Source organism: Rhodococcus sp. NPDC056960 (assembly GCF_042674125.1).
GTDB lineage: Bacteria > Actinomycetota > Actinomycetes > Mycobacteriales > Mycobacteriaceae > Rhodococcus_F.
This window is the reverse complement of the sequence record NZ_JBHURF010000026.1, coordinates 113604-134679: the sequence shown is the minus strand read 5'-3', so window position 1 is coordinate 134679 and position 21076 is coordinate 113604. Positions and strand designations below refer to the sequence as shown.

Below are 21076 nucleotides of genomic sequence, written 5' to 3'. Positions count from 1 at the left end.
ATCGCGAAGTACCACGACCTCTGGCAGGTCGAGCAGTCGTTCCGCATGTCGAAAACCGACCTGAGGGCGCGGCCGATGTTCCATCACACCCGCGATGCCATCGAGGCCCACCTCACCGTCGTGTTCACCGCACTTGCCGTCGCCCGCTACCTGCAGGCCGAGACCGGGACCTCGATCCGCTCCCTGGTCCGGACCCTGCGTCCACTGCAGGAAATCACCATGACCATCGCTGGCCACCCTCACACCGCCGCCGACCCACTCACCCCAGACGCAGTCCGCATCCTCACCACGCTGGACCTACCGACCCGCTGAGCGGGGCACTAAACCTGTGCAAGTCATCCCTAAAAGGGCGGGGTCCTGTCAACCCCTGTCGGACCTGCTGTTTTGCCCGTCTCCGGCCTCCGTGCGGGCAGCGCTGGGCAAGGGCCCCATTCGGTCAAGACGGAGCGCCCGCAGCGCAGTGAGGACGAACGGTCTTGACCGAGGCCCGGCCCAGAGCAGACTGGTCACGACCAGTGCGGGCAGCGCTGGGCAAGGGCCCCATTCGGTCAAGACGGAGCGCCCGCAGCGCAGTGAGGACGAACGGTCTTGACCGAGGCCCGGCCCAGAGCAGACTGGTCACGACCCCCCGGGAAACGGTGAATTCGGTTGTGGGATAACTCGTCTCCAATGCGATGCGTGTGGGGGGCTGGGCAGGGCCGAGCTTCCTCGGCTGCCGGTCATCCCTTCGCCCGGTGGTGCGGGCATGGAGCGGTGCGCTGGCAATACGCGGGGTCAATCAGGTCAGCGACCACGCCGGTACGGGGGTCAGACTTGACAGCGGCCGCGCGCGTGTTGCGTCCGGGGTGCTCACGCCGCCGCCTTGTGGTGGGCGAGGGCACGGATCTCTCCGTCGCGTAGCCCGTAGTAGACGAGGGTGAGCAGTTTGCGGGCCGCGGCGATCTTGGCGATGTTGCGGCCGCGGCGGGCCTCGATGCGTTTGCGGTCGACCGAGATCTTCGTGCCGGCCGGTTGCCGCTGGATGGCCTCCACCGCCGCCCAGCGCACCAGTTTGGAGCCCTGCTTCGTGATGTGCCCGCGGCGAACGACGGTGCCGGACTCGCGGTGCTTGGGGGTCAAACCGGCCCACGAGCACAGGTGACTGGGGTCGGTGAAGCGGTGTACGTCACCGATTTCCGCGACGAACACGGCACCGAGGGTGGGGCCGACCCCGGGCAGCGCTTGAATCGCCCGATAACCAGGATGGTCACGCAACTCGGCGGCGATCTGGTCGAAGAATCGTCCCTCGTGCGCGTCGAGGACGTCGATCAGCTCGAGCAACGAGATCACCCGCCGCGCGTACGCGTCGGCGAGCGGCACCCGCGCCAGCTTCTGGCGACCGGTGACACCGAACAGGTCCGACACCGGGATCAGGACTCCCGCCTTGGCGAGCACGGAGTGCACCTGCGCCTTGAGCCCGGAGCGCAACGCGACCAGCTTCGCCCGGTACCGGACCAGCTCACGCAACTCGCGTGTGGCGGGCGGGGCGATCCACGCCTCGGGCAACCGGTGCATCCGCAACAGATCCGCCAGATCTCCCGCGTCACGTACATCGTTCTTCACCCGCCGATACCGGAAACCCTTGACACCCAGAGGATGTGCGAGATGCACGGTCGCGCCGGCGGCCTGCAGGGCATCGACCGCCCAGTACCAGCCGTAGGTTGCCTCGAGCACCACCTCCGGGTTGACGCCGGCCTTCTCGATCTGCAGTCCCAACGACACCGGATCGTTGACGATCCGCACCGCCGACAATTGTTCGCCCTCCGCCGTCTGGCGGACGATCACCGACCGCTGCCGGTGCAGATCGATCCCGACGACCTGACTTCCGTCATACTCGTTCATAGGGGCCTCCTCCGTCGTGACGAAACCTTGACACCCCCAGCATTCGCCGGGAACCACGAGGAGCGGGGAGGCCCCCGCCCCTTTCATCGCATCAGGTCGATGCCCCGGGGCGGCGCACCGTAACCGCGATGATCGCGGTGGCCGACCCTGCTGGCTGCGGGCCGATGGTGCCTATCCCCGGTCGTTCCGCGACGGCGCCTGGTAGATGGGCCGCCTCTGGAAGGTCCTCACCACCCATCGGGTCGCCCGGTTCTACCCCGACGAGGGGCGGGCTGGCCTGTGACGACACCTTGTTCTACTGCGAAGGCCGGCTAGTCGATGGCTTCGGGGTATTCCGTGATGCGGTGCGTTCGACCATCGGCTGGCGTGATCTACGCCCGTGGGCTGAACCTCACCGTGCAGGTCCCGCCCACCCATGGCGTGGGACGCCGATCGCGGGCTGGCCTGTGACGACACCTTGTTCTACTGCGAAGGCCGGCTAGTCGATGGCTTCGGGGTATTCCGTGATGCGGTGCGTTCGACCATCGGCTGGCGTGATCTACGCCCGTGGGCTGAACCTCACCGTGCAGGTCCCGCCCACCCATGGCGTGGGACGCCGATCGCGGTGCCGATCAACGTCCGGGTACACCGCAAGCACGACGACCACCGCCACCGCTCCGCCATCGCGATGATCACCGAGATCGCACGATGGCTGCCCGAACGATACTTCCATTTGTGTGCTGATGGCGCCTACGCCATCTATAGGGGCGTGCACGCAGCACCCCGGCACCTCCTTGCCTGGGAAGTCGGGGCTCGTGCGACAAAAGTCGCTGATCGGGACGCAACGCGGATCTAGCGTCTCTTCCAGAGACTCATGAAGCGAAAGGAAGGGGGTGGGCCTCCTAACCTGCGGCGTTTGCCGTTGGAACCGGCACGGAAAGCCTAATCGGAGTCAGGCAGATAATAGTTTGATTCATGCAGGCATTGATGCGATAGGCGTCATATTGTGAAGCATATTCAATGCGTGATGTCGAAAGGATGTTGTTCATGAGTGATGGACTGCTCACTGGAAAGTCAGTGATCATCACTGGCGCAGCTCAAGGGCTGGGCGAGGCCTACGCCCGCGCTGCGGCTGTGGAGGGTGCGAACGTGGCGGTAGTTGACCTCGACGGGGCCAAGGCCAAAGCGGTTGCTGAGTCGATCGGAGAGAGTGGTGGTGCCGCGATTGCGATCGAGGCGGACATCTCCAGTTGGGACAGTGCCGAAAGTGTCGTTCGGGCCACGGTAGATGCATTCGGCAAGCTCGATGGCCTGATCAACAACGCTGCCTTCTACAGGCCGGCGAAGGCAGGTGAAGAGACCGAGGCAGAGATCCGGCGATCCTTCGAGGTCAACGTCTTCGGCTCTCACTTCCTGTCTATTCACGCGCTGCGCGCCATGGGCGAGGAAGGCTCGATCATCAACGTCGTGTCTGGTGCGCACTCAGGCCTGGTGTACACGAGCAGCTATGGGGCGAGCAAGGGTGCGGTTGCGTCGCTTACCTACTGCTGGGCGGCAGACATGCAGGCCTCGGGGAGCAGAATCCGAGTCAACGCCATCTCTCCGTACGCCAAAACGGTGATGCTGGAACGCACCGCGGAGTTCTATGCCGAGCGCGCAGGAAGTCCTGGAAGCGGCCCTCTCGAGAAGGCCGGCTTCCTGGATGTCGCACCGGACCCGTCCACCGTCGCACCGATCGCGGTGTTTCTGCTCTCGGACCTGAGCACGGACATCAACGGACAGATTTTGCGTATGGAGGACGGCGACAAACTTTCGCTGGTCACGAAGCCTCACGTTCTCGCGCCACCGCTGTACCGGCCGGACGGATGGACGCCTCGCGATGTCGCAGCTGCCTTTGATGCCGATCTTCGCGGCCGGCTTCAGCCGGTCGGGATCAACTACCTTGACGCGAAGGTCGTTCCCGCTCCTGACGTACTTGAGCCGTTTGTGCTCCCCCCAGCCTAGATGAGTGAGTCCAAGGGGTCGGGTCGGTGGCGGAGCTATTTTTCGACAGCAAGGGTGTCCATAGTCAGCGTTGTCCACCCGGCGCGAACTTAGAGGTCCTCGTGGACGCCCGATCTGGACACCCTTGCCACCTCACTGTATGTGACCACCGATGATCTGCTGCTCGCCCACCCAGAGCGTGTCTGCCCTGCCACGGGTAGGGATCGTACCCGGGGTCAGCGACGTGGAGATCGTAACCCTGGCCGTGATGCAGGCCCTGCTGGGCCACACCAGCGAGACCCTCGGGCTGCGCTACGCCAGCACGCACCTGCGAGCATTGTTTCCGAATCTGAGGCGAGCAGAGTTGCTGGGGATTCGGAACAGGTCGGTCACGGGTGAACCTAGAAGAAGGAGAAGAGATGCCGGATTATGACGTGATCATCGTGGGAGGCGGCCTCGCGGGTCTCGTGGCGGCGCGTGAGCTTCGGATGCTCGATCAGCGCGTGCTGCTGTTGGAGGCCAAGGATCACCTCGGCGGGCGGGCGTGGACAGCGGACTGGGATGGCTCTCCCATCGAGATGGGTGCCATGAACGTGCACTGGCTGAACCCACACCTGTGGGCCGAGATCATGCGCTATCGGCTCGAGGTCGTCGAGGTCGGCTCCTTTTCCACGTTCGCGCTCGCGCACGACGACGGTTTGACGCGCCTCGCTGCCCACGAGGCGCTCACTCATCTGGGCAAGGGGCTCGAGGCGTTCTTCCGCGGACTCGGCGAGTCCATCCCTCGTCCATTCGACCCCTGGTTCGACATCGACGCCCTGGTCGCTATGGACGAACTCTCCGTCAGCAGTCGTGTGGAGCAGCTGGACCTCACCAGTGAGGAGAGGGCGTGGCTCGAGGCCTGGATGACCGTTCGCACCAGCGGGCTGCGAGATCAAGCCGGGGTTTCGTCTCTCGTGAAGCACTATGCGATGGCCGGCCACAGCTTGAATCGGATGCTCGAGATGTCAAGCCGATTCCGTCTGGCGGGAGGCATGAAAGCACTGGTGGATAGCATCGCGGCCGATTCCCGCGCCCATATACGGCTGGGATCGCCGGTCGCCCGGATCGTTCACGACGAGACATCGGTGGCGGTGCACACGGAGGCCGGCGAGACCTACACGGCGTTGGCGTGCATCGTTGCCACGCCACCGACGATCTGGCCTACCCTCGACGTTGATCCAAAGCTTCCCGCCCGGCGTACCGATGCGGACGAGGTCTATGCGACGCCACACCTGACCAAAATCTGGGCGCTGGCCGAGGGCGAGGTCGAGGATCTATTCGTGTTGCGCGCAGACCGGACCGATGCCCCGCTGGTGCATGCCCGAAAGGACATCGTCCGACCAGACGGTCTCACCACGATCCTCGGCTTCAGTCTCAGCGACGGCCTCGACACCGGGGACAAGGACAAGCTCGCTAAGGAATTCGAGACGATCTTCCCGCTTCCGCGCGCGAAGATCGTGGACGTCTTCTCGCACGATTGGGGCAGCGACGTCTACGCACGAGGCGGGCAGCATCACCTCCGGCCCCGCCAACTGTCTCAGACCGTGCCCTACCTCCAAACCGCGGAGAGTCGTCTGGTGTTCGCGAGCGCGGAGCTCGCGAACGCGTTGGTCGGAGTCGACGGCGCACTGCAATCGGGAACCCACGCGGCGCGTCGCGTCGGCGAGCTCCTAACGACGCATCGTCGGTGAACGAAACCCTGCCGCATGGCAACGCCGGCTCCTCGATCGCGCCGATGTTCCGCGTGGATCCCGCGTCGCCCTCGGCGACGGCTGCTCCAAGACCGCTCCCCGGCAACACTGTTCGGCGCACTGCTAGCTTCTCAACCACCCCGAGTGTTGCAACGTTGACTAGAACCCGTTGCGCGTCAACGAAGTGCGGAACGGTGCACCCATTGTCGACGTTGCCGAACGGTTCGGGGTCACCCGGTCGATGCGGTGGCCTCCCGATTCCTGTTCGGCCTGGGCTCCTCGTCTCCGGGAACCACAGGTCGCATTGGGTGAGCTGGCCCGGGTCGTAGCTGACCCGGTCGACGGGGTCGACGCCGAGGTACTCCGCCCTGATCTGACGGTCCCAGTCCTTGAGGGTGGTAAGTGAATGCGTCCAGCCGATCCGCTCGGCGATCACCGTCGCGGGCATGGTCGGCCAGTCCGTCAGCAGCGCCCGCAGCTGCGGCTCGGCGATATCCGCGAGGTTCCGCCGCGGTCGGCGCTGATACTTCGGTGGACGATCCGATGCCAACGCGGATCGGACCGTGTTCCGGGTGATTCCCAATCTCCGAGCGATCTCGCTGATCGACAATTCCTCGGACCGATGCAACCGGGGGATCTCCGCCCAATCTTCCACAGACATCACCTCCACAAGGTTGTTGGAGAGGATGTCCCGAGCTCCGTGGAACTTCGGTGGCGGCCCGGTGAACATCAGGCTGCGTTCTCCTGATCATTGTGCACGACGGGTGCGACAGTTTTGGCGAACTCGCCCTCGAGCGCGGCGCGGAGTGTCGACAAGTGCCGGTAGCCGTTGACCCGGCGGAACTGCTTGCCGGCCTCGACCATCCCTGCGGCGCACCAACGCAACGCCATCTGCCCGTCCCGCCGCCGCTTGACGTTGGCGGCGTGCTCGCGGCACACGGAGATCATCGACTCGATCGTTATCTTGAGTTCGGGCGTCGGTCAAGGCTCTGACCTGGTAGTTTTCTTGGGGGACGGTGTCTTTGAAGGGGTTGTGCGAGGGCCGGGAGGCGGCGCTGTGCCGGCGTGATCGTTACCGAAGTGTGACGGGTTGTCGGCTCTCGTCGAGGTGGGTTGCCCTGCTCTGAGTTGGCCGAGGGCGTGGGCGAGTTGTCGGCGCAGGCGCTGGTTCTCATCGAAGAGTTCGCGGTTGCGGGTGGTGGCGAGCTCGAGTCGGCGCAAAAGGGAGGGGTCGCTGGCGGGTTGCCGAGCCATACGCATTCCTGCCAGTCGTAGGAGGCGATCAGTGGGATCTTGCCGGTGTGGTCGCGGACCCGGTGGATGACTGCGCTGAGCACGTCCGCCAATTCCGGCGAGACCAACAGGAGTCTCTCCTCGTCGGTCTTGGATGGGACGATCTGTAGCAGCGGCACGATTTCGTCGGTGGTGGGCAGGCGGTATTGCACAAAGCTGTGGTGCGAGAGTTCCAGCAGCTCCTCGACCCGGATGCCGGTGGCCCGCAACCTCCCACACCACCTCACTGGACTTGACCGTCGACGAAATGTGCTTGACCCTTGCACCGAAGATGGCCGGACCTCGACCACGCCGCCGTCACTGGCATTCTGAATTGCCCTGGATCGAGTGGAGACTTCGGTTCAGGGCGGTTCAACCGAGGTGATCCTGCAGGCAGCCCGCCACACCCAGCCTGGCGAGCCGTTCACCGCAGCCGGGCAGATACTGATCCGCTCCGTCACCGGCCACAAAGCCGTCCCCGGCAAGGTCTGGGCGGAGGATCCCGTCACCGGCAAGCGACGCGACCTCGAACTCGAGGAAGATCAAGCCTTCTGGGCCTGGGCGATCGTTGAAGTAGCCCCTCTGTGGCGGTATAGCTGTCGCGGGGGATGAACGTACCGAGAGCGAGGGCAAGCAACCCGGCGGCCGCCGCCAGCCCGAACACCCCCGCTTACGCCATGAGCAGTAGACGCCGCTTGCCGTACATGTCGCCGAGCCGGCCGAGAACCGGCGCGCAGACGGCACCGGCGATGAGGTTGACGGTCACCAGCCACGCGGACCCGACGGGCGTGGTGTGCAGCAACCGCGGGAATTCCGGGAGTAATGGCATCACGATGGTCTGCATCAGTGAGACCGCAACACCGCAGGATGCCAAGGCAAGGACAACCAGCCTGCTGGACGCGGCACGGACCGCGCGGACACCTCTCTGAGGTGGAGGCGAGCAGACTGGGCGACGTTGATCTTCCGGGCGCAGAGCCATCAGGTACTTCTCTCCGCCGATACGGCACGGTGTTCAGTTGCGCAGGACCACTCGAACGCGCCGTCGATCCCGAACGCGGGCCGGCGGCTGTCAGCAGCCCGCAGGTGCGCGCCGCGAGCGCGAGTTGCGAACCGAATCCGCGGCCTGCTCACCTCGTTTCATCCGGCGCTCGTGAAAATTGAGGAATCGGTTGTGCACCGCCTCTGACAAGCTCGCGGCTCGTTCTGGACCCGACTATTCTTGCTACGGTGACGCGAGAGTTCCGTCGAGTGTCAGGATCGAGTCGCCGCGCTTCGTGGCCTCGGCGCCGCCGTCTACAAAGATGATCTGACCACACAGGTGGGAGTTCTCCACCCCGGCGAGCCACGCAAGCAACCGCGCGACCACCACCGGCTCCGCAGGGCCGTTCAGCGGCATGGGAATAGCCTCGAGTGACGCCTTGCGTGCTTCCGCATTATCGAGGCTGCCTGCGGTCATCGGAGTAGCGATCAGTCCCGGTGCTATTGCATTCAGGGCGATGCCTTCACCCGCCCACTCTGGCATCGGCGCCATTCTACGCACCCAACTGGCAAGCGCCCACTTAGCAGTGTTGTAAATCGGGCCTCCCAGAACGCCACCCGCGATCGAGTCAGCTATCTCGACTGCACGGTCCTCGTCATCCGCTTGGAACGCGGCATACAAGTCTTCGTTACCTGGCCAGATAAGCGCGAATGACGAGACCGCGACCGCTCGCGGAGCCGCGGATCTCGCCAGAAGAGGCCGCAGTCCCGTCAGTGTGGCGAGTGTGCCGAAGTAGTTGACCCTCGCGGTAAGTGACGTCGGCGCCGACAAACCTGCAACAGCCAGGACCGCGTCGATCTCACCATCGCTGAGTTCGCCGACTTGCGATATCATCCGCTCCCGTCCGTCAGGCGTCGAGAGGTCTGCCTCGACGTCGGCAGACTTGATGTCCACTCCTATGACTCGCTCGCCTCGCTCCTCCAGCAGATTCTTCGTCGCCCGCCCGATACCCGATGCAGAACCTGTCACAACGTAAGTACGACTCATTGGCGTATCTCTCTTTCCGTTTCACTTGGAGGGTGGTCAATTTTCGTTTGTCGACACGTTGTTATTTTTCACCCGTCATCGACAGCGTTCTCCCTCTTGATCCGATTGACCTCCTCGGGGTCCGCCGACGATGCCGCCGGGGTTGCGCGGAGTCGCAGACCCCAACAACTCGCCGACGTGCCGGTGGGCGGTGGGCTTGGAGTACTGCGTATCTGCCAAATGCCCGTGGTGCACGTGGCGCGTAGCGTTTGTAAACGGCACCTGAAACTGACCCCTTTCCGGCAGGCGGATTGCCGCCACGCAGTCTCCAGATCGAGTCGCCGCTTGCGTCCCCTTCGTCCCATCCACACACCACTTCTATCAGGAGTGTTGCGACCATACTTGAACCCGTTCGCCATACCGTGTTCAGTTTTCACGTTCCGTCGACAGCGTTTCGGTAGAGCGGATCAACGCGTGCGGTGTGTTATCTCGACACATCGTGGACAGCGGATTTCGTCTCTTCCGTGACACCGGATCTCAGGAGTTCGTGAGTCCATCGCTTTACTCGAATACCCTATGCGTCACGCACGTCCCGATCTCGGGTCTCCGCATCGAAAATTAGGGGTGCTGACGTAGGTTCCAATCTCCCTTGCCAGATTGGGACCCTTCGACTTCGACGAGACCAGGTAGGTTCAAGGCTCGCTGACTTGGGACCAGGGCTGCGTAATGTCCGCCCACAGGCAGTTCAGCGCGACCACCAACGTACCTGCCTACCTCTGCGCACCACGCTCTGGCTCTGGCAGTCTGAAGTGGCCCCGGTCGGGCGGCTCGAGTTGGACCCAGCCGACCCTTATCCGGTGAGTTGTGTGACGGCTCGAAGTGGCCCCACCGCGACACGCCCGGGGTGGCTGTTTTCGTCGGTGTGAATCCTGGTGACGGTTGTGGGCACGATGATCGAGACGACCACACCGCCGGCCGTGAGGGGTTCGGGTTGGAGTCTCGGGTGCAACTGTTCGAGGACATCCGCCGCGATGCGCGGTGTGAGGGCCTGTCGATCCGCGCGCTGGCGGACCGTCATGGTGTGCACCGGCGGACGGTGCGCGCGGCCTTGGAGTCTCCGATCCCGCCTCCCCGGAAGAGGCCGGTGCGGATCGCGGCGAAGCTCGAACGGTTCAAGACGCTGATCGATGACATGCTGGTCACGGACCTGACCGCGCCGCGGAAGCAGAAACACACGACCAAACGGATCTGGACAAGGTTGATCGACGAACACGGCTGCGATGCCTCGTACTCGTCGGTGCGGGACTACGTCGCCCGCCGACGCCCGGAGATCGTCGCCGAATCCGGGAGGGGAACCGAGACGGCCTTCGTGCTGCAAGACCATCTTCCCGGCGCGGAGGCGGAGGTCGATTTCGGAGATGTGTGGATCGATCTGGCCGGGGTACGGACAAAATGTTTCCTGTTCACCCTCCGGCTGTCGCACTCGGGCAAGGCGGTGCACCGAGTATTCGCCTCACAGGGGCAGGAGGCGTTCATCGAGGGCCATGTGATCGCCTTCGCCACGATCGGTGGTGTCCCGACCGGCAAGATCCGGTACGACAATCTGCGATCTGCGGTGCGTCGGGTGTTGTTCGGGCGCAACCGGGCTGAGTCGGATCGGTGGATTCTGTTCCGGTCGCACTACGGCTTCGATTCCTTCTATTGCCTGACCGGTCTCGAGGGCGCCCACGAGAAGGGCGGTGTGGAGGGTGAGGTGGGGCGCTTCCGCCGCAACCACCTGGTCCCGGTGCCGAAGGTCGACACCCTGGACGAGCTCAACGCCCGCCTCGCCGCGGCGGATCGGGCGGACGACAGCCGGCGGATCGATACCCGGATCCGGACCGTCGGCGAGGACTTCGCCACCGAACGGCCCTTGCTGCGGCCGCTCCCGGCCGAAGAGTTCGAGCCCGGCCTGTGGTTGACGCCGCGGGTGGACCGATATTCGCGGGTCACGGTGCGCCAATGCCACTATTCGGTGCCGATCTACCTGATCGGACGGCAGGTGCGGGTCTCACTTCGGGCCAGTGAGGTGGTGATCTTCGACGGCCGACGGGAAGTCGCCCGCCATCACCGCCTCGCCCGCAAGGGCGCGCAGGCCTTGGTGCTCGATCACTACCTCGAGGTCCTCGCCCGCAAACCCGGCGCGCTACCCGGGTCGACCGCGCTGTCCCAGGCACGCGCGGCGGGGACGTTCACCGTCGACCACGAGGCGTTCTGGGCGCTGGCACGATCGGTGCACGGGGACGCCGACGGCACCCGCGCCCTCGTCGAAGTGCTACTGCTGCACCGGAACATGGCACACGCCGATGTGACCGCCGGGCTCCGCGCCGCGGTCGCTGTCGGTGCCGCCTGCGCGGACGTGGTGGCCGTCGAGGCCCGCAAGGCCGCCGCCGACCGTCCCGACGACGCGGTCACCCCGACTGCGGCGGCACCGTCGAAGGTGGTGTCGATGACCGCACGCAGGTTGACCGACCCGGAGGCGGTGATCGCCGGGCTGCCACCGGATTCGCGTCCGCTTCCCACCGTCGCCCCCTACGACGAGTTGCTGCGGCGGCGACCGCCACCCTCCTCGGACGCCGTCTCTGCACATGAAGGAGCATCATCATGACCGGGCCGACCCCCACCTCACCGGCCGCCGCACGGCGCCGGCGCGGACTCACCCCCGAGGCCGCCGCCACCGCGATCGAACAGGCCTGCCGCGATCTGCGGCTGCCGACGGTGCGCACCCGGTTCGAGGACATGCTCACCGTCGCCCACAAGGAGCAACTGACCTACGAGGGCTTCCTCGCCGACCTGCTGCTCGCCGAATGCGACGACCGCGCCCGCCGCCGCAGCATCCGCCGGGTCAAGGCCGCCGGATTCCCACGCCAGAAATGGTTGGCGGACTTCGACTTCGACGCCAACCCCAACGTCAACCCGGCCACCATCAACAGCCTCGCCAGCTGCGTCTGGGTCCGCAAGGGCGAACCGTTGTGTTTGATCGGCGATTCCGGCACCGGCAAATCACACCTGCTGATCGGCCTGGGCACCGCCGCCGCCGAGGCCGGCTTCCGGGTCCGCTACACCCTGGCGACGAAACTGGTCAACGAACTCGTCGAGGCCGCCGACGAGAAACTGCTCGCCAAGACCATCGCCCGCTACGGGCGGGTGGATCTGCTCTGCATTGACGAGCTCGGCTACATGGAACTCGACAAACGCGGCGCCGAGTTGTTGTTCCAAGTTTTGACCGAACGGGAGGAGAAGAACTCCGTGGCGATCGCGTCCAACCAGTCATTTTCAGGTTGGACCCGGACGTTCACCGACCCACGGCTCTGCGCGGCCATCGTCGACCGACTCACCTTCGGCGGCGCGATCATCGAGACCGGCACCGACAGCTACCGGCTCGCTCAAACCAGGGCAGCAGCCCAAGCCGCGAGCTAACCGGAGGCCGTGCCGGCGACGGACAACACCGTCGACGTCGCGGCGTCCAGCCCGGACATTCGACCACCCCAGAACGCCCAGCTCACCGCCTCGGGGTGGGGCCACTTCAAGCCGTCACACCCTCACGAGTAAGGGTCGGCTGGGTCCAACTCGAGCCGACAAGGTGGGGCCAGATCGAGTTGACAGAGCCAACGCTCACCCGGTCAACACACCTCCAACGAGAACCCCGACGGCCTGGCAGCAGTACTTCCCGACCTCCTGATATTCGGCGCCGAGAACCTCGAGTGAGTTGCGCAAGAATTCAATGGCCGACCACGCAAGACATCCGGCTGGAAGTTTCTAGCCGTATGTCTTGCGTGATCTACTGATGGTCGTCTAAACCATCAGGTGCTTCGAGGACCGCCAATACCCGGCCAGGAGTCTCCGAGTGCGCCGGCGGTCAGCGCCCAGCGACCGTAGTTACCAGGTCTGCCGGGGAGTCGGGTCGGTGGTTTGAACGCCAAGCGACGTGGCCGTCGGGCCGGACGATCGCGAAATCGCGACGGTACAACTCGCGCCCAGCTCGACTGTCGATGGCGACGTGCTTCATCGGAACTCCGAGACCAACTGCGGCAGAGAGGATGTCCTCCACCGCACGTGGATCGCCACCGAAGTCCACGAGAGTGAGTTGGTCTGTGAAGTTGTCGATGATCGAGTTGTCCGGGGACAGGAACACGTGCGGTGCACGTGCGCCGGGACATGCGGTTGGGGTGTAGACGAGCGGATCGGCGGCTGTGATGGTGCCGATCTCGTCCTCATCCGCGGCGGTCGTGACGACCGGTGAATCCGGGTAGCCATAGCCGAGCTCCGTTCCGAAGCTCTCGTTCTCGCCCCGCCGATCCGCATAGTGGGCGGTGAGACGGGCCCGCAGCTTCTCTCCTGCCTCGCTGTCCTGGGCCAACAGATCGGCATCGGCACCGACGATCTGTGCGGCATCGGAATGAACCCTGGCGTTGTGGACGGCACGATCGCGATTCGCCACGCCCACCGGCCGGCGCTCTGCGTCGTAACTGTCCAGAAGCCGTTCGCCACCCCACCCGTTGATCACTGCCGCGAGTTTCCAGCCGAGATCCACTGCGTCCCCGACCCCGGTGTTCATCCCATAGCCTCCCGTGGGGATGTACTGATGGGCGGCATCACCTGCCACGAAGATCTGCCGGTCCCGATAACTCGAGGCAACAAGAGCCTGTGGCTGCCACACAGAGTGTTTCAGGATCTCGTCGACCTCGATGGCACTGTTGGTGTGCAGGCGTAGGAACTCCACGGGATCGATCTCGTCCACGGTCGTACCGGCCGGCACACTAGCCTGCATGGTCCACGTGTCTTCTTCGTCCTGGGCGACGATGACCACCCGCCCGATCGGACGCGCCATGAACATGTGCCAGAACTGGCCGAAACGATGCAGCGTGCGGACATCGCGCGAGCGGAAATGGACCTGACAGGAGGTACCCAGGGCACTGCGTTCGCCCTCGAGGTGAATATCCGTCGATCGGCGCACTACCGAGTGTGCCCCGTCACACCCCGCTACGAACGTACTTCGCAGCTGCTGCTCGTCACCGGTGCAGGACCGGATAGTGGTCACCGCACCGTCTGCGTCCTGCCGCACCGCAACAACCGCCCAGGGCCGACGGACGTCGATGAACGGCGATTCGAGGCACCGCTTCATAAGAACGGCTTCCATCCGCTCCTGCGAGATCCGCTGCCAGGGTTCGCGTGGCAGCGACCCGTCGTTCGCCGCAGTGATGGTGTCGCGCATTTCCTTCTGGCTCGGTAAATCCCAGCGTCCGTACTCGTACCCATCGAGTCCTGAGGTGAAGATGACGTCAAAGGAATGCCGCTCGCCTACGCCGGCACGTCGGATGTCGTCGAGCGGTCCCCACCGCCGCATAAGTTCCATGCTCCGGACATTCGTGAGATCCATCTTCGGAAATGTCGTGGTCTCGGGGTTGCGCTCCACGAGCACTGACTTCACTCGGTGCATCGCCAATTCCAGTGCGAGCGCCATGCCGACGGGTCCCGCACCCGCGATCACCACCGGTGCATCGACGTCTGGTGGCAGGTCATGCTCGCGTGCGCCTGTCATGACTCACCTTGCGGCGCCGGCAGCGGGTTCGCAAGCGCCCACTTCCTGGTCATAATCTCCGCCTCGGCGACACCGTCGGACAGCGCCCGCACCATTGCTCGCGGATCATAAAATGGCCCGAGGGGATCCTCCGCGTACTCTGCGTCCTCCATGTAGTCGGTGGCCGCTTCCGGCGTCGAGAAGTTGTCGACCTGAAGTTCGACCGCATTCCCGTCCGGATCGTCGTAGTAGAGCGATGTGGTCACCCCGTGTTGGATTGAGCGTGCGGGAAGGATGCCTCGCGACTCCAGGGAGGTGTAGCGGCTCGAGAGAGCTTGTAGGGACGGCAGACTGAAGGCCGTGTGGTGAAGGCCGGAAGTCGTCTCGGTCCGCGGACCGCGTTCGGCGAGCTGCTTGAAGGCGATCCGGTGATGCTCGTCGTCGAAGGTGATGAAGCACAGTGGACCGTTCTCGAAGACGACGTGGGCGTCGAGCACGATGCAGTACCAATCACGCATGGCGGCGACCTGAGTCGTCTGGAGGACTACGTGGGCGAGTTGAAGCGACATGGATCTCCTCGTCTATGGTCGTCGGGATGGTGGGTCATTCGTGCGCTCGCATGTCTCAGCAGGCGCAGTCGGTGAGGAAGGTGTGGATGACCTCCGCCGTCTTCTCGGGCATTGTTACGTTCGGACAGTGCCCGGACGGCAAGATCTCTATGCGTGCATCTGTCAGCTCGGATGCCAGATGCTCGCCCCAATCCGATTCGAGGAGATCGTCCTCCACGCCGTGAATGATGAGAGTCGGGATGTCGACGCCACGCAATGATTTGGGGAAGTCGTTCACCGGCACATTGCGTCGGATGGCGTCGGGGACGGTGAGGCGCGGGGCGGACATCGTCTCGTAGTGGCCTGGCACATGGGACCACGCCAACCGACGATCGACGTAGTCGCTGTCCTGGTCATCGATCCCGAGTAGGCGGACCAGCCGCTGCATGTCCTCACGTGTTCCGTCGAATCGCGTCAACTCTGCTGGCGCTTTGGGCGTCTTCCATGGGCCGCCCGTGCCGCCCAGGGTCACGGCAGCTGAGATCCGGCGCCGGTAGTTCGGATCGGTCAGCGCCCGGATGGTCATCGTTCCGCCGAATGAACTGCCCACGAATGGGACTGAGATGATTCCCAGCTCATCGAGCAGCGCGAGCATATGCTCGACCTGCACAGTTACGGTCGACGCGGCGAAGTTGTAGATCTTGTCCGTGCCCCCGAAACCGATCAGGTCCGGTGCGATGACCCGGCGATCCTGCGCGAAGATGGGGATCATCCTCTCCCAGGACATGTCGGCCGATGCCCCCCACCCGCCATCGTGGAGTAACAGGATCGGCGGCGCCTCGGGAGCCCCTGCGACCAGCACTCGCGTGCGCACCCCGCGGACTGTGTAATGACGTTCTTCGATCATCGTGCGATCACCACGTTCCTCGTCTCTCCCAGCTGGATCGGGCTCTTCCCGAGTACGCCGCGCACAGCGTCCCGGAGCGCTCCGGTGAGGTCGTCTGGAGCCTCCGCAACGCGCCAGCCGACGAAGTTGTCGGGCCGGACGAGGATTGCCCCGCTGTCATCGATCTCGCCGCGTACCGAGTGCCAGTCCCCGGAGACGAGGCGGTGACCTCCGTCGCCGATGACGGTGACCGTGATGGGCAGACCGATCTCCTTCGAGATCTCCGCCGCAGCGCGTGACCACCCAGGACCTTGTGCGGAGGTGATCACCGTGAACCCGTTGAGCGGCGCCAGGTCATGGGTGGATACCCGCTCTCCGTCGGGCGACTTCAGCCAGACATGCGGCAGGCGATGTCCGGGCCTGGCCTCGGGCGTGTAGACCGAACCCATCGGATCGCGGGGCGGCGGCACCGATCCGTCCGGGACGACCGCCGCGCCGCTATCCGAGTACACGTATCCGAGATCGAGATCGTGTGGGTTAAACTCGATTCGCTGAGTCTGCCAGACCTCGTCCAGAATGGCTCTGCGAGCCGCGCCCATCGGGGTGTCGGCCACCAGCTCGGTGAACACGTCGCGGCGCTGTTCACGCGACATCTCGGGTCCGATGCCCAATCCTGCCACGAGAGTCCTCCCGAGGTTCTGGAAGGTGAACATTGCCCACTCGACCTGCAGCGCGTCGATTGCCCTCCGCTCGGTCGAGTAGGAATCGAGTAAGGAATCCGGTGCGACGCCGGAGGTGACCGCGGCGAGCTTCCACGCGAGATTGTCTGCGTCCTGGAAGGCCGAGTTCAACCCCAGTCCGGTGGTCGGTGGTTGGCGGTGGGCCGCATCGCCTGCGATGAGCACGCGCCCGGCGCGGAATGTTTCGGCGATCACGGCCTCCAGGGACCAATGACTGATGCCCATCATCGACACGTCGAGGTCGTCGATCTTCAGCAGGCGACGGATCAGTTCGACGGCACCCTCATCATCGATATCGGCTGCCGGGTCGCCGGCTGCGAACCGGATGTTCAGACGCCAGCGTCGGACATCTTGCGGCCCACGGCCCCAACCGGCTTCGCCGGATCCCTGAGGTACGAGAACGCCGCTGCTGTACGGACCTCCGTCCGGGTTGACGAAGAACCAGATGATCACGTCGTTCTCAGGGAGATGTGGCCCCAGGTCTGCTTCGAAGATGAGACTGACCATCTCCGCGAGGCCGCTCGGACCCTGGGGGACTACTCCGATCTCCGGACCGATCGTGCGCCCTCCGTCGGCAGCCACCAGATAGTCCGCATAGACAGTGGTGCGCTCGCCCGTCTCCTTGTTGAGGATGGCGGCGGTGACTCCGTCGGCCGCCTCGTCGAAGGCGATCAATTCGTGCGAGAAACGGACGCGGTTCGGATTCCGCTCTTCGGCAGCGCGACGGAGGATCGGTTCGAGATCCCATTGTGGCAGGATCGCGCACCGTTCCGGACTGTCTTGCTCATGGATGGCGCGGTCGGGATCGGCGAAGCCGAGGAACGGAGCGACATGCAGGCGCTGCCGGTCGATGTCATCATCTCCCGCAAGGGAGGTGTAAAACGCTACTTTGGACACGCTGTCGGGATGAGGACCGAGACTGTAGATCTCTTGCGCCAGACCATGTCTGCGGAAGATCTCCATGGTCCTCTGTGTGTAGGAGCCTGCTTTGGGCAGGACTGCAGTCCCGGGATGCTTCTCCACGAGGAGATGCTCGACGTTCCGGTCAGAAAGAAACGTCGACAGTGCGAGTCCGCACCCGCCACCCCCGACGATCAACACGGGCACTCTCATCTCAGTTCTCCTCCATATGGGTTAGGTGTCTGCGGTGGACCGGAAGTTGCACTTCCTCGTCCACCCGCGGGAGCGTGACATGCTCTTCGTGGATGTCGACCGTGATCCCCGGTGTGAGCCGTCGGACTTCGTCGAGATCTGTCGCCAATCCCAGTGCGATCAACCTGTCGCCTGCAGGCTGGAAGATGCCGAGCTCGGTGTAGATGCGGGTGACCACACCGGGTGCGGTGAGTGGTAACGAACAGCGGGCGACGATCTTCGGCGCACCGTGGCGTCCGAGATGTTTCATCAGCACGATGACCTCACGCGCTCCCAGTGCGAGGTCCATGGCGCCACCGACAGCAGGCGCCTTGGCGCCCCCGGTGGACCAATTCGCCAGATCACCGGCGACGGACACTTCGTAGGCACCCATTACGCACGCGTCGAGATGTCCGCCTCGGATTAACGCGAAGGACTGCGCGTGATCGACAATTGATGCTCCTTCAACGAGCGTGATCGGACGTTTGCCCGCGTCTATGAGGTCCATGTCCTGCTGTTCATCGGTAGCGTTCGCACCAATACCGATGACGCCATTCTCGGCTTGCAGGATCACTTCTCGACCGCGCGGGATCATTTCTCCCACGCGTTGCGGCATCCCTATCCCGAGGTTCACCACGGAACCGTCGGGAAGATCGATCGCCACCTCCCGCGCGACCGCGACTGGTTCGAGTCCGAGGGATCGATCTTCCGACGACGCCGGACGCAGCGTGCTCATCGGTCGACCTGCACGACTCGATCGACGAACGGTGCGGGCGTCACGACATGATGTGGGTCGATCGACCCCAAAGGCACGACCTCCTCGACCTGGGCAACAGTCAGAGTCGCGGCCGAAGCCATCGCAGGCGCGAAGTTCCGCGCCACGTACCGGTAGGTGAGATTGCCCCACCGGTCACCTAGCCGGGCACTGACGAGCGCGACATCGGCTCGGAGTCCGTATTCGAGTACCTGTGTGACACCGGCGATCTCGCGATGCTCTTTTCCCTTCGCGAGAACAGTACCGACCGTTGTCGGAGTGAAGAATCCGCCGATGCCCGCACCCCCTGCCCGAATGCGTTCTGCCAGCGTTCCCTGCGGAACGAGTTCGAGTTCGATCGATCCTGCATCGTAACGCTGGTCGAATGCCACCGAGTCAGCTGAGCGCGGATACGAGCAGATGATCTTGGCGACTGCCCCGGTCTCGATTAGCCGGGCGAGCCCGTCCGATCCGATCCCGGCGTTGTTCGAGACGACCGTAAGGCCAGTTAGTCCTAGCTCACATAGACCCTCGATGAGCGCTACTGGAGACCCTGCCCCGCCGAACCCGGCGATGAATGTCGTCGCGCCGTCTTTGATGCCTGTCAAGGCATCGAGTACGTCGGGCCTCACCTTGTTGATCACTATTCACTCCTGCTCCTCTACTGACTAGCAAAGTAGAAGCCGGGAGCTGACGTTGCAGCCACTTTGGTCACACATCCAGCGCCGAGCAGATCTCGCCACAGATCAGCTTCGGCGTCCCCGGGATCGCCGGAGCGGTGACCAGAGTCCTACCGCACACTTTTGTGCATGGACACGAGTGGGACGGCCAACCTCGCATAGACGAACTCAATGCCTTTGCTCGATGAACGAGGTCCGGCCCGGCTGCGTAGCCTTGGAAAGGGCGGAGAAGAACGCATGACCCGGCAATAACATCCCAACATCGGTCGTAATGGGATGAGGTGGATCACGTCTTGGGCGGTGAGGGTGCCGACCTGATCTGTAGGAGAGAGGTCCGTTCACGCAATCGCGACCGCATTGCAGATGGCGGAACGCACTCCCTTACAGGTGAGCTTCTCGGGTCGGTTCACCTGCACGTTCAAGCGCATCGACGGTAGATTGTGGCGGATCACGCATGCGATGTCACCGGGCCTGATCAGCGATGTATCCCGCCACCGCAACTGCGCGCGGGCATGGATCTGACGCATCTGAATCGTGATACGAGAGGGACTGAGAGACGAGATGCACCATCTCCTGTGACTCTCGCGCGGTCACCCGACGGCTGCCTAATAATTTCCGGGGTGTGACTTCAGTAGTCGCCGGCGAACTCGTGGTCAACTACCGTCTCGACCTCGGGGTCGAAAGGTGAGCCGACGAGGCTCCGACTACGAAGGGACGAGAAAGTGAAACTAGCACGGTACATGTCCGACCATGGACCGCGCATCGGGATAGTGGTGGATGAGCGACTGGTCGATGTCCAGCAACTCGGTTATCGGCTAGAGGTCGAAGGCATACTCGAGGGTGGGCTCGACTTGTGGTCCCGGATGAGCGCCGATGCACGGGCCGACGGCCGACTCCCGGTGCCAATCGATTCGCTCGAACTGCTGGCGCCGGTCTCCCAGCCTAGTAAATACTTCGCCGTCGGCATGAACACCCGCGACCATCTGGCAGAGGTGTCCGGAGGAACGACGGCACGTGCGCAATCGGCACATCGACGTAATCAATTGGTCGCGCAAGCCTATCCCGATCCTCGGTTCGCGATGATCTTCAACAAACAGGTCTCCTGCATCAGCGGGCCCCACTCCCCGATCTGGCTCCCGCGAAAGTCGACCTTTCTGGACTACGAGGGCGAAGTAGCTGTGGTCATTGGCCGACGCCTGAGAGATGCCGACGAATCTGCGGCGCGGGCAGCGATCGCCGGCTACGTCGTCGCTAACGATGTGTCCGTGCGCGATTGGCAGACGACGACGTCCCAGGCGTGGCTCGGTAAGAGCTTCGATACACACGGGCCTATCGGCCCGTGGATCGTGACCGCCGACGAGTTCGATCCTGCTTCCGCCGAGATCAGGACATGGGTGAACGGAGAGCTCCGCCAGTCGGGCACTCTGGCGGACCAGATCCTCAGCCCATGGGCGATCGTCAGCCAAATATCACAAGTGTGTACGCTCGAACCCGGCGATCTTATCGCCACCGGTACGCCTGCAGGTGTCGGCGCCGTACAAGAGAAGTGGCTGACTCTGGGCGACCGTGTCCGAGTGCAAGTCACTGGCATAGGCGTCATTGAGAACGAAGTCGTCGCCGAACCGTCTGCAGAAGGACGCTGAGTAGCTGAGTCTTGCTAGCATTCCACCCTACGGACCTGTGCAAGCGGTGGCGGCAAGCTGACTGCATCTTCGTGTCGCTCGCGACAGCGACCTACTGTGGAAAAGTCGATAGTAGTTGGTGCGAACGCCTGGTCAGTGTTAGGGACGCCTTTCGAGTAACGCGGTTCTGACGATCGGTAGAAGTACTGAGATCCGGTGTCACCAAAGAAGTGAGACTCAGCGCCTACGATGTGCCGAAAATAACCGCCTATGCTCATACCCGCGCTATCGGACCATCAAAA

Annotated in this window: 16 protein-coding genes and 3 pseudogenes; 8 read left to right on the top strand and 11 right to left on the bottom strand. The window is 63.9% G+C overall.

Annotated elements, in window-relative coordinates; translation table 11 throughout:
• Positions 1 to 312, top strand: a pseudogene (locus tag ACFTWF_RS34125) (IS1634 family transposase); the annotation flags it as partial.
• A gap of 537 nt (positions 313 to 849) precedes the next feature.
• Here the strand turns inward: ACFTWF_RS34125 and ACFTWF_RS34120 are convergent.
• Positions 850 to 1881, bottom strand: coding sequence for an IS110 family transposase (locus ACFTWF_RS34120; protein WP_378465493.1), 1032 nt, complete (start codon positions 1879 to 1881; stop codon positions 850 to 852).
• 415 nt (positions 1882 to 2296) lie between these two features.
• Between ACFTWF_RS34120 and ACFTWF_RS34115 the strand changes: the two genes are divergently transcribed.
• The 3 genes from ACFTWF_RS34115 to ACFTWF_RS34105 all read left to right on the top strand — a co-directional run bounded on the left by ACFTWF_RS34115 (position 2297) and on the right by ACFTWF_RS34105 (position 5576).
• The gene (locus ACFTWF_RS34115; protein ID WP_378465492.1) at positions 2297 to 2716 is read left to right on the top strand and encodes a hypothetical protein; all 420 of its coding nucleotides are present in this window, start codon (positions 2297 to 2299) and stop codon (positions 2714 to 2716) included.
• A gap of 191 nt (positions 2717 to 2907) precedes the next feature.
• Complete coding sequence (locus ACFTWF_RS34110) at positions 2908 to 3864, top strand: SDR family NAD(P)-dependent oxidoreductase (protein ID WP_378465491.1); 957 nt, start codon at positions 2908 to 2910, stop codon at positions 3862 to 3864.
• A 398-nt stretch (positions 3865 to 4262) separates the two neighbouring features.
• Positions 4263 to 5576 carry a flavin monoamine oxidase family protein gene (locus ACFTWF_RS34105; RefSeq protein ID WP_378465490.1) on the top strand — a complete coding sequence of 438 codons (1314 nt, stop codon included), beginning with the start codon at positions 4263 to 4265 and terminating at the stop codon, positions 5574 to 5576.
• A 729-nt stretch (positions 5577 to 6305) separates the two neighbouring features.
• On the opposite strand, the pseudogene ACFTWF_RS34100 reads toward ACFTWF_RS34105, so the two are convergent.
• Positions 6306 to 6533, bottom strand: a pseudogene (locus tag ACFTWF_RS34100) (IS256 family transposase); the annotation flags it as partial.
• 302 nt (positions 6534 to 6835) lie between these two features.
• Positions 6836 to 7078, bottom strand: a pseudogene (locus ACFTWF_RS34095) (site-specific integrase); the annotation flags it as partial.
• 118 nt (positions 7079 to 7196) lie between these two features.
• Between ACFTWF_RS34095 and ACFTWF_RS34090 the strand changes: the two are divergent.
• The gene (locus ACFTWF_RS34090; protein ID WP_378465489.1) at positions 7197 to 7460 is read left to right on the top strand and encodes a hypothetical protein; all 264 of its coding nucleotides are present in this window, start codon (positions 7197 to 7199) and stop codon (positions 7458 to 7460) included.
• Between the two features lie 58 nt (positions 7461 to 7518).
• Here the strand turns inward: ACFTWF_RS34090 and ACFTWF_RS34085 are convergent, their stop codons facing one another.
• Together ACFTWF_RS34085 and ACFTWF_RS34080 are read right to left on the bottom strand one after the other, a co-directional pair.
• Complete coding sequence (locus ACFTWF_RS34085; RefSeq protein ID WP_378465488.1) at positions 7519 to 7827, bottom strand: MFS transporter; 309 nt, start codon at positions 7825 to 7827, stop codon at positions 7519 to 7521.
• Positions 7828 to 8070: 243 nt separating this feature from the next.
• Entirely contained in the window at positions 8071 to 8874 is an 804-nt protein-coding gene (locus tag ACFTWF_RS34080) for an SDR family oxidoreductase (protein WP_378465487.1), read from the bottom strand.
• A 970-nt stretch (positions 8875 to 9844) separates the two neighbouring features.
• Here ACFTWF_RS34080 and istA point away from each other — a divergent pair.
• A complete protein-coding gene (gene istA, locus ACFTWF_RS34075) occupies positions 9845 to 11500 on the top strand; it encodes an IS21 family transposase (RefSeq protein WP_378465486.1) in 1656 nt (551 codons plus the stop codon).
• A complete protein-coding gene (istB, locus tag ACFTWF_RS34070) occupies positions 11497 to 12312 on the top strand; it encodes an IS21-like element helper ATPase IstB (RefSeq protein ID WP_005245467.1) in 816 nt (271 codons plus the stop codon). Before istA ends, istB begins: the two co-directional genes overlap by 4 nt.
• A gap of 439 nt (positions 12313 to 12751) precedes the next feature.
• On the opposite strand, the gene ACFTWF_RS34065 is transcribed toward istB, so the two are convergent.
• From ACFTWF_RS34065 to ACFTWF_RS34040, 6 genes are all read right to left on the bottom strand, one after another.
• A complete protein-coding gene (locus ACFTWF_RS34065; RefSeq protein WP_378465485.1) occupies positions 12752 to 14434 on the bottom strand; it encodes an FAD-dependent monooxygenase in 1683 nt (560 codons plus the stop codon).
• The gene (locus ACFTWF_RS34060; protein ID WP_378465484.1) at positions 14431 to 14982 is read right to left on the bottom strand and encodes a VOC family protein; all 552 of its coding nucleotides are present in this window, start codon (positions 14980 to 14982) and stop codon (positions 14431 to 14433) included. The genes ACFTWF_RS34065 and ACFTWF_RS34060 overlap by 4 nt, the downstream gene beginning before the upstream one ends.
• A 55-nt stretch (positions 14983 to 15037) precedes the next feature.
• Positions 15038 to 15868 (bottom strand): alpha/beta fold hydrolase, encoded by an 831-nt coding sequence (locus ACFTWF_RS34055; RefSeq protein ID WP_378465483.1) that lies wholly within the window; start codon positions 15866 to 15868, stop codon positions 15038 to 15040.
• Complete coding sequence (locus tag ACFTWF_RS34050; RefSeq protein ID WP_378465482.1) at positions 15865 to 17700, bottom strand: FAD-dependent monooxygenase; 1836 nt, start codon at positions 17698 to 17700, stop codon at positions 15865 to 15867. The genes ACFTWF_RS34055 and ACFTWF_RS34050 overlap by 4 nt, the downstream gene beginning before the upstream one ends.
• A 1-nt stretch (position 17701) precedes the next feature.
• The gene (locus tag ACFTWF_RS34045) at positions 17702 to 18382 is read right to left on the bottom strand and encodes a CoA-transferase (RefSeq protein WP_378465481.1); all 681 of its coding nucleotides are present in this window, start codon (positions 18380 to 18382) and stop codon (positions 17702 to 17704) included.
• Positions 18383 to 18450: 68 nt separating this feature from the next.
• On the bottom strand, positions 18451 to 19116 hold the full coding sequence (locus ACFTWF_RS34040) for a 3-oxoacid CoA-transferase subunit A (protein WP_378465480.1): 666 nt from the start codon (positions 19114 to 19116) through the stop codon (positions 18451 to 18453).
• Between the two features lie 758 nt (positions 19117 to 19874).
• Between ACFTWF_RS34040 and ACFTWF_RS34035 the strand changes: the two genes are divergently transcribed.
• Complete coding sequence (locus tag ACFTWF_RS34035; protein ID WP_378465479.1) at positions 19875 to 20795, top strand: fumarylacetoacetate hydrolase family protein; 921 nt, start codon at positions 19875 to 19877, stop codon at positions 20793 to 20795.
• Positions 20796 to 21076: the final 281 nt, after the last annotated feature.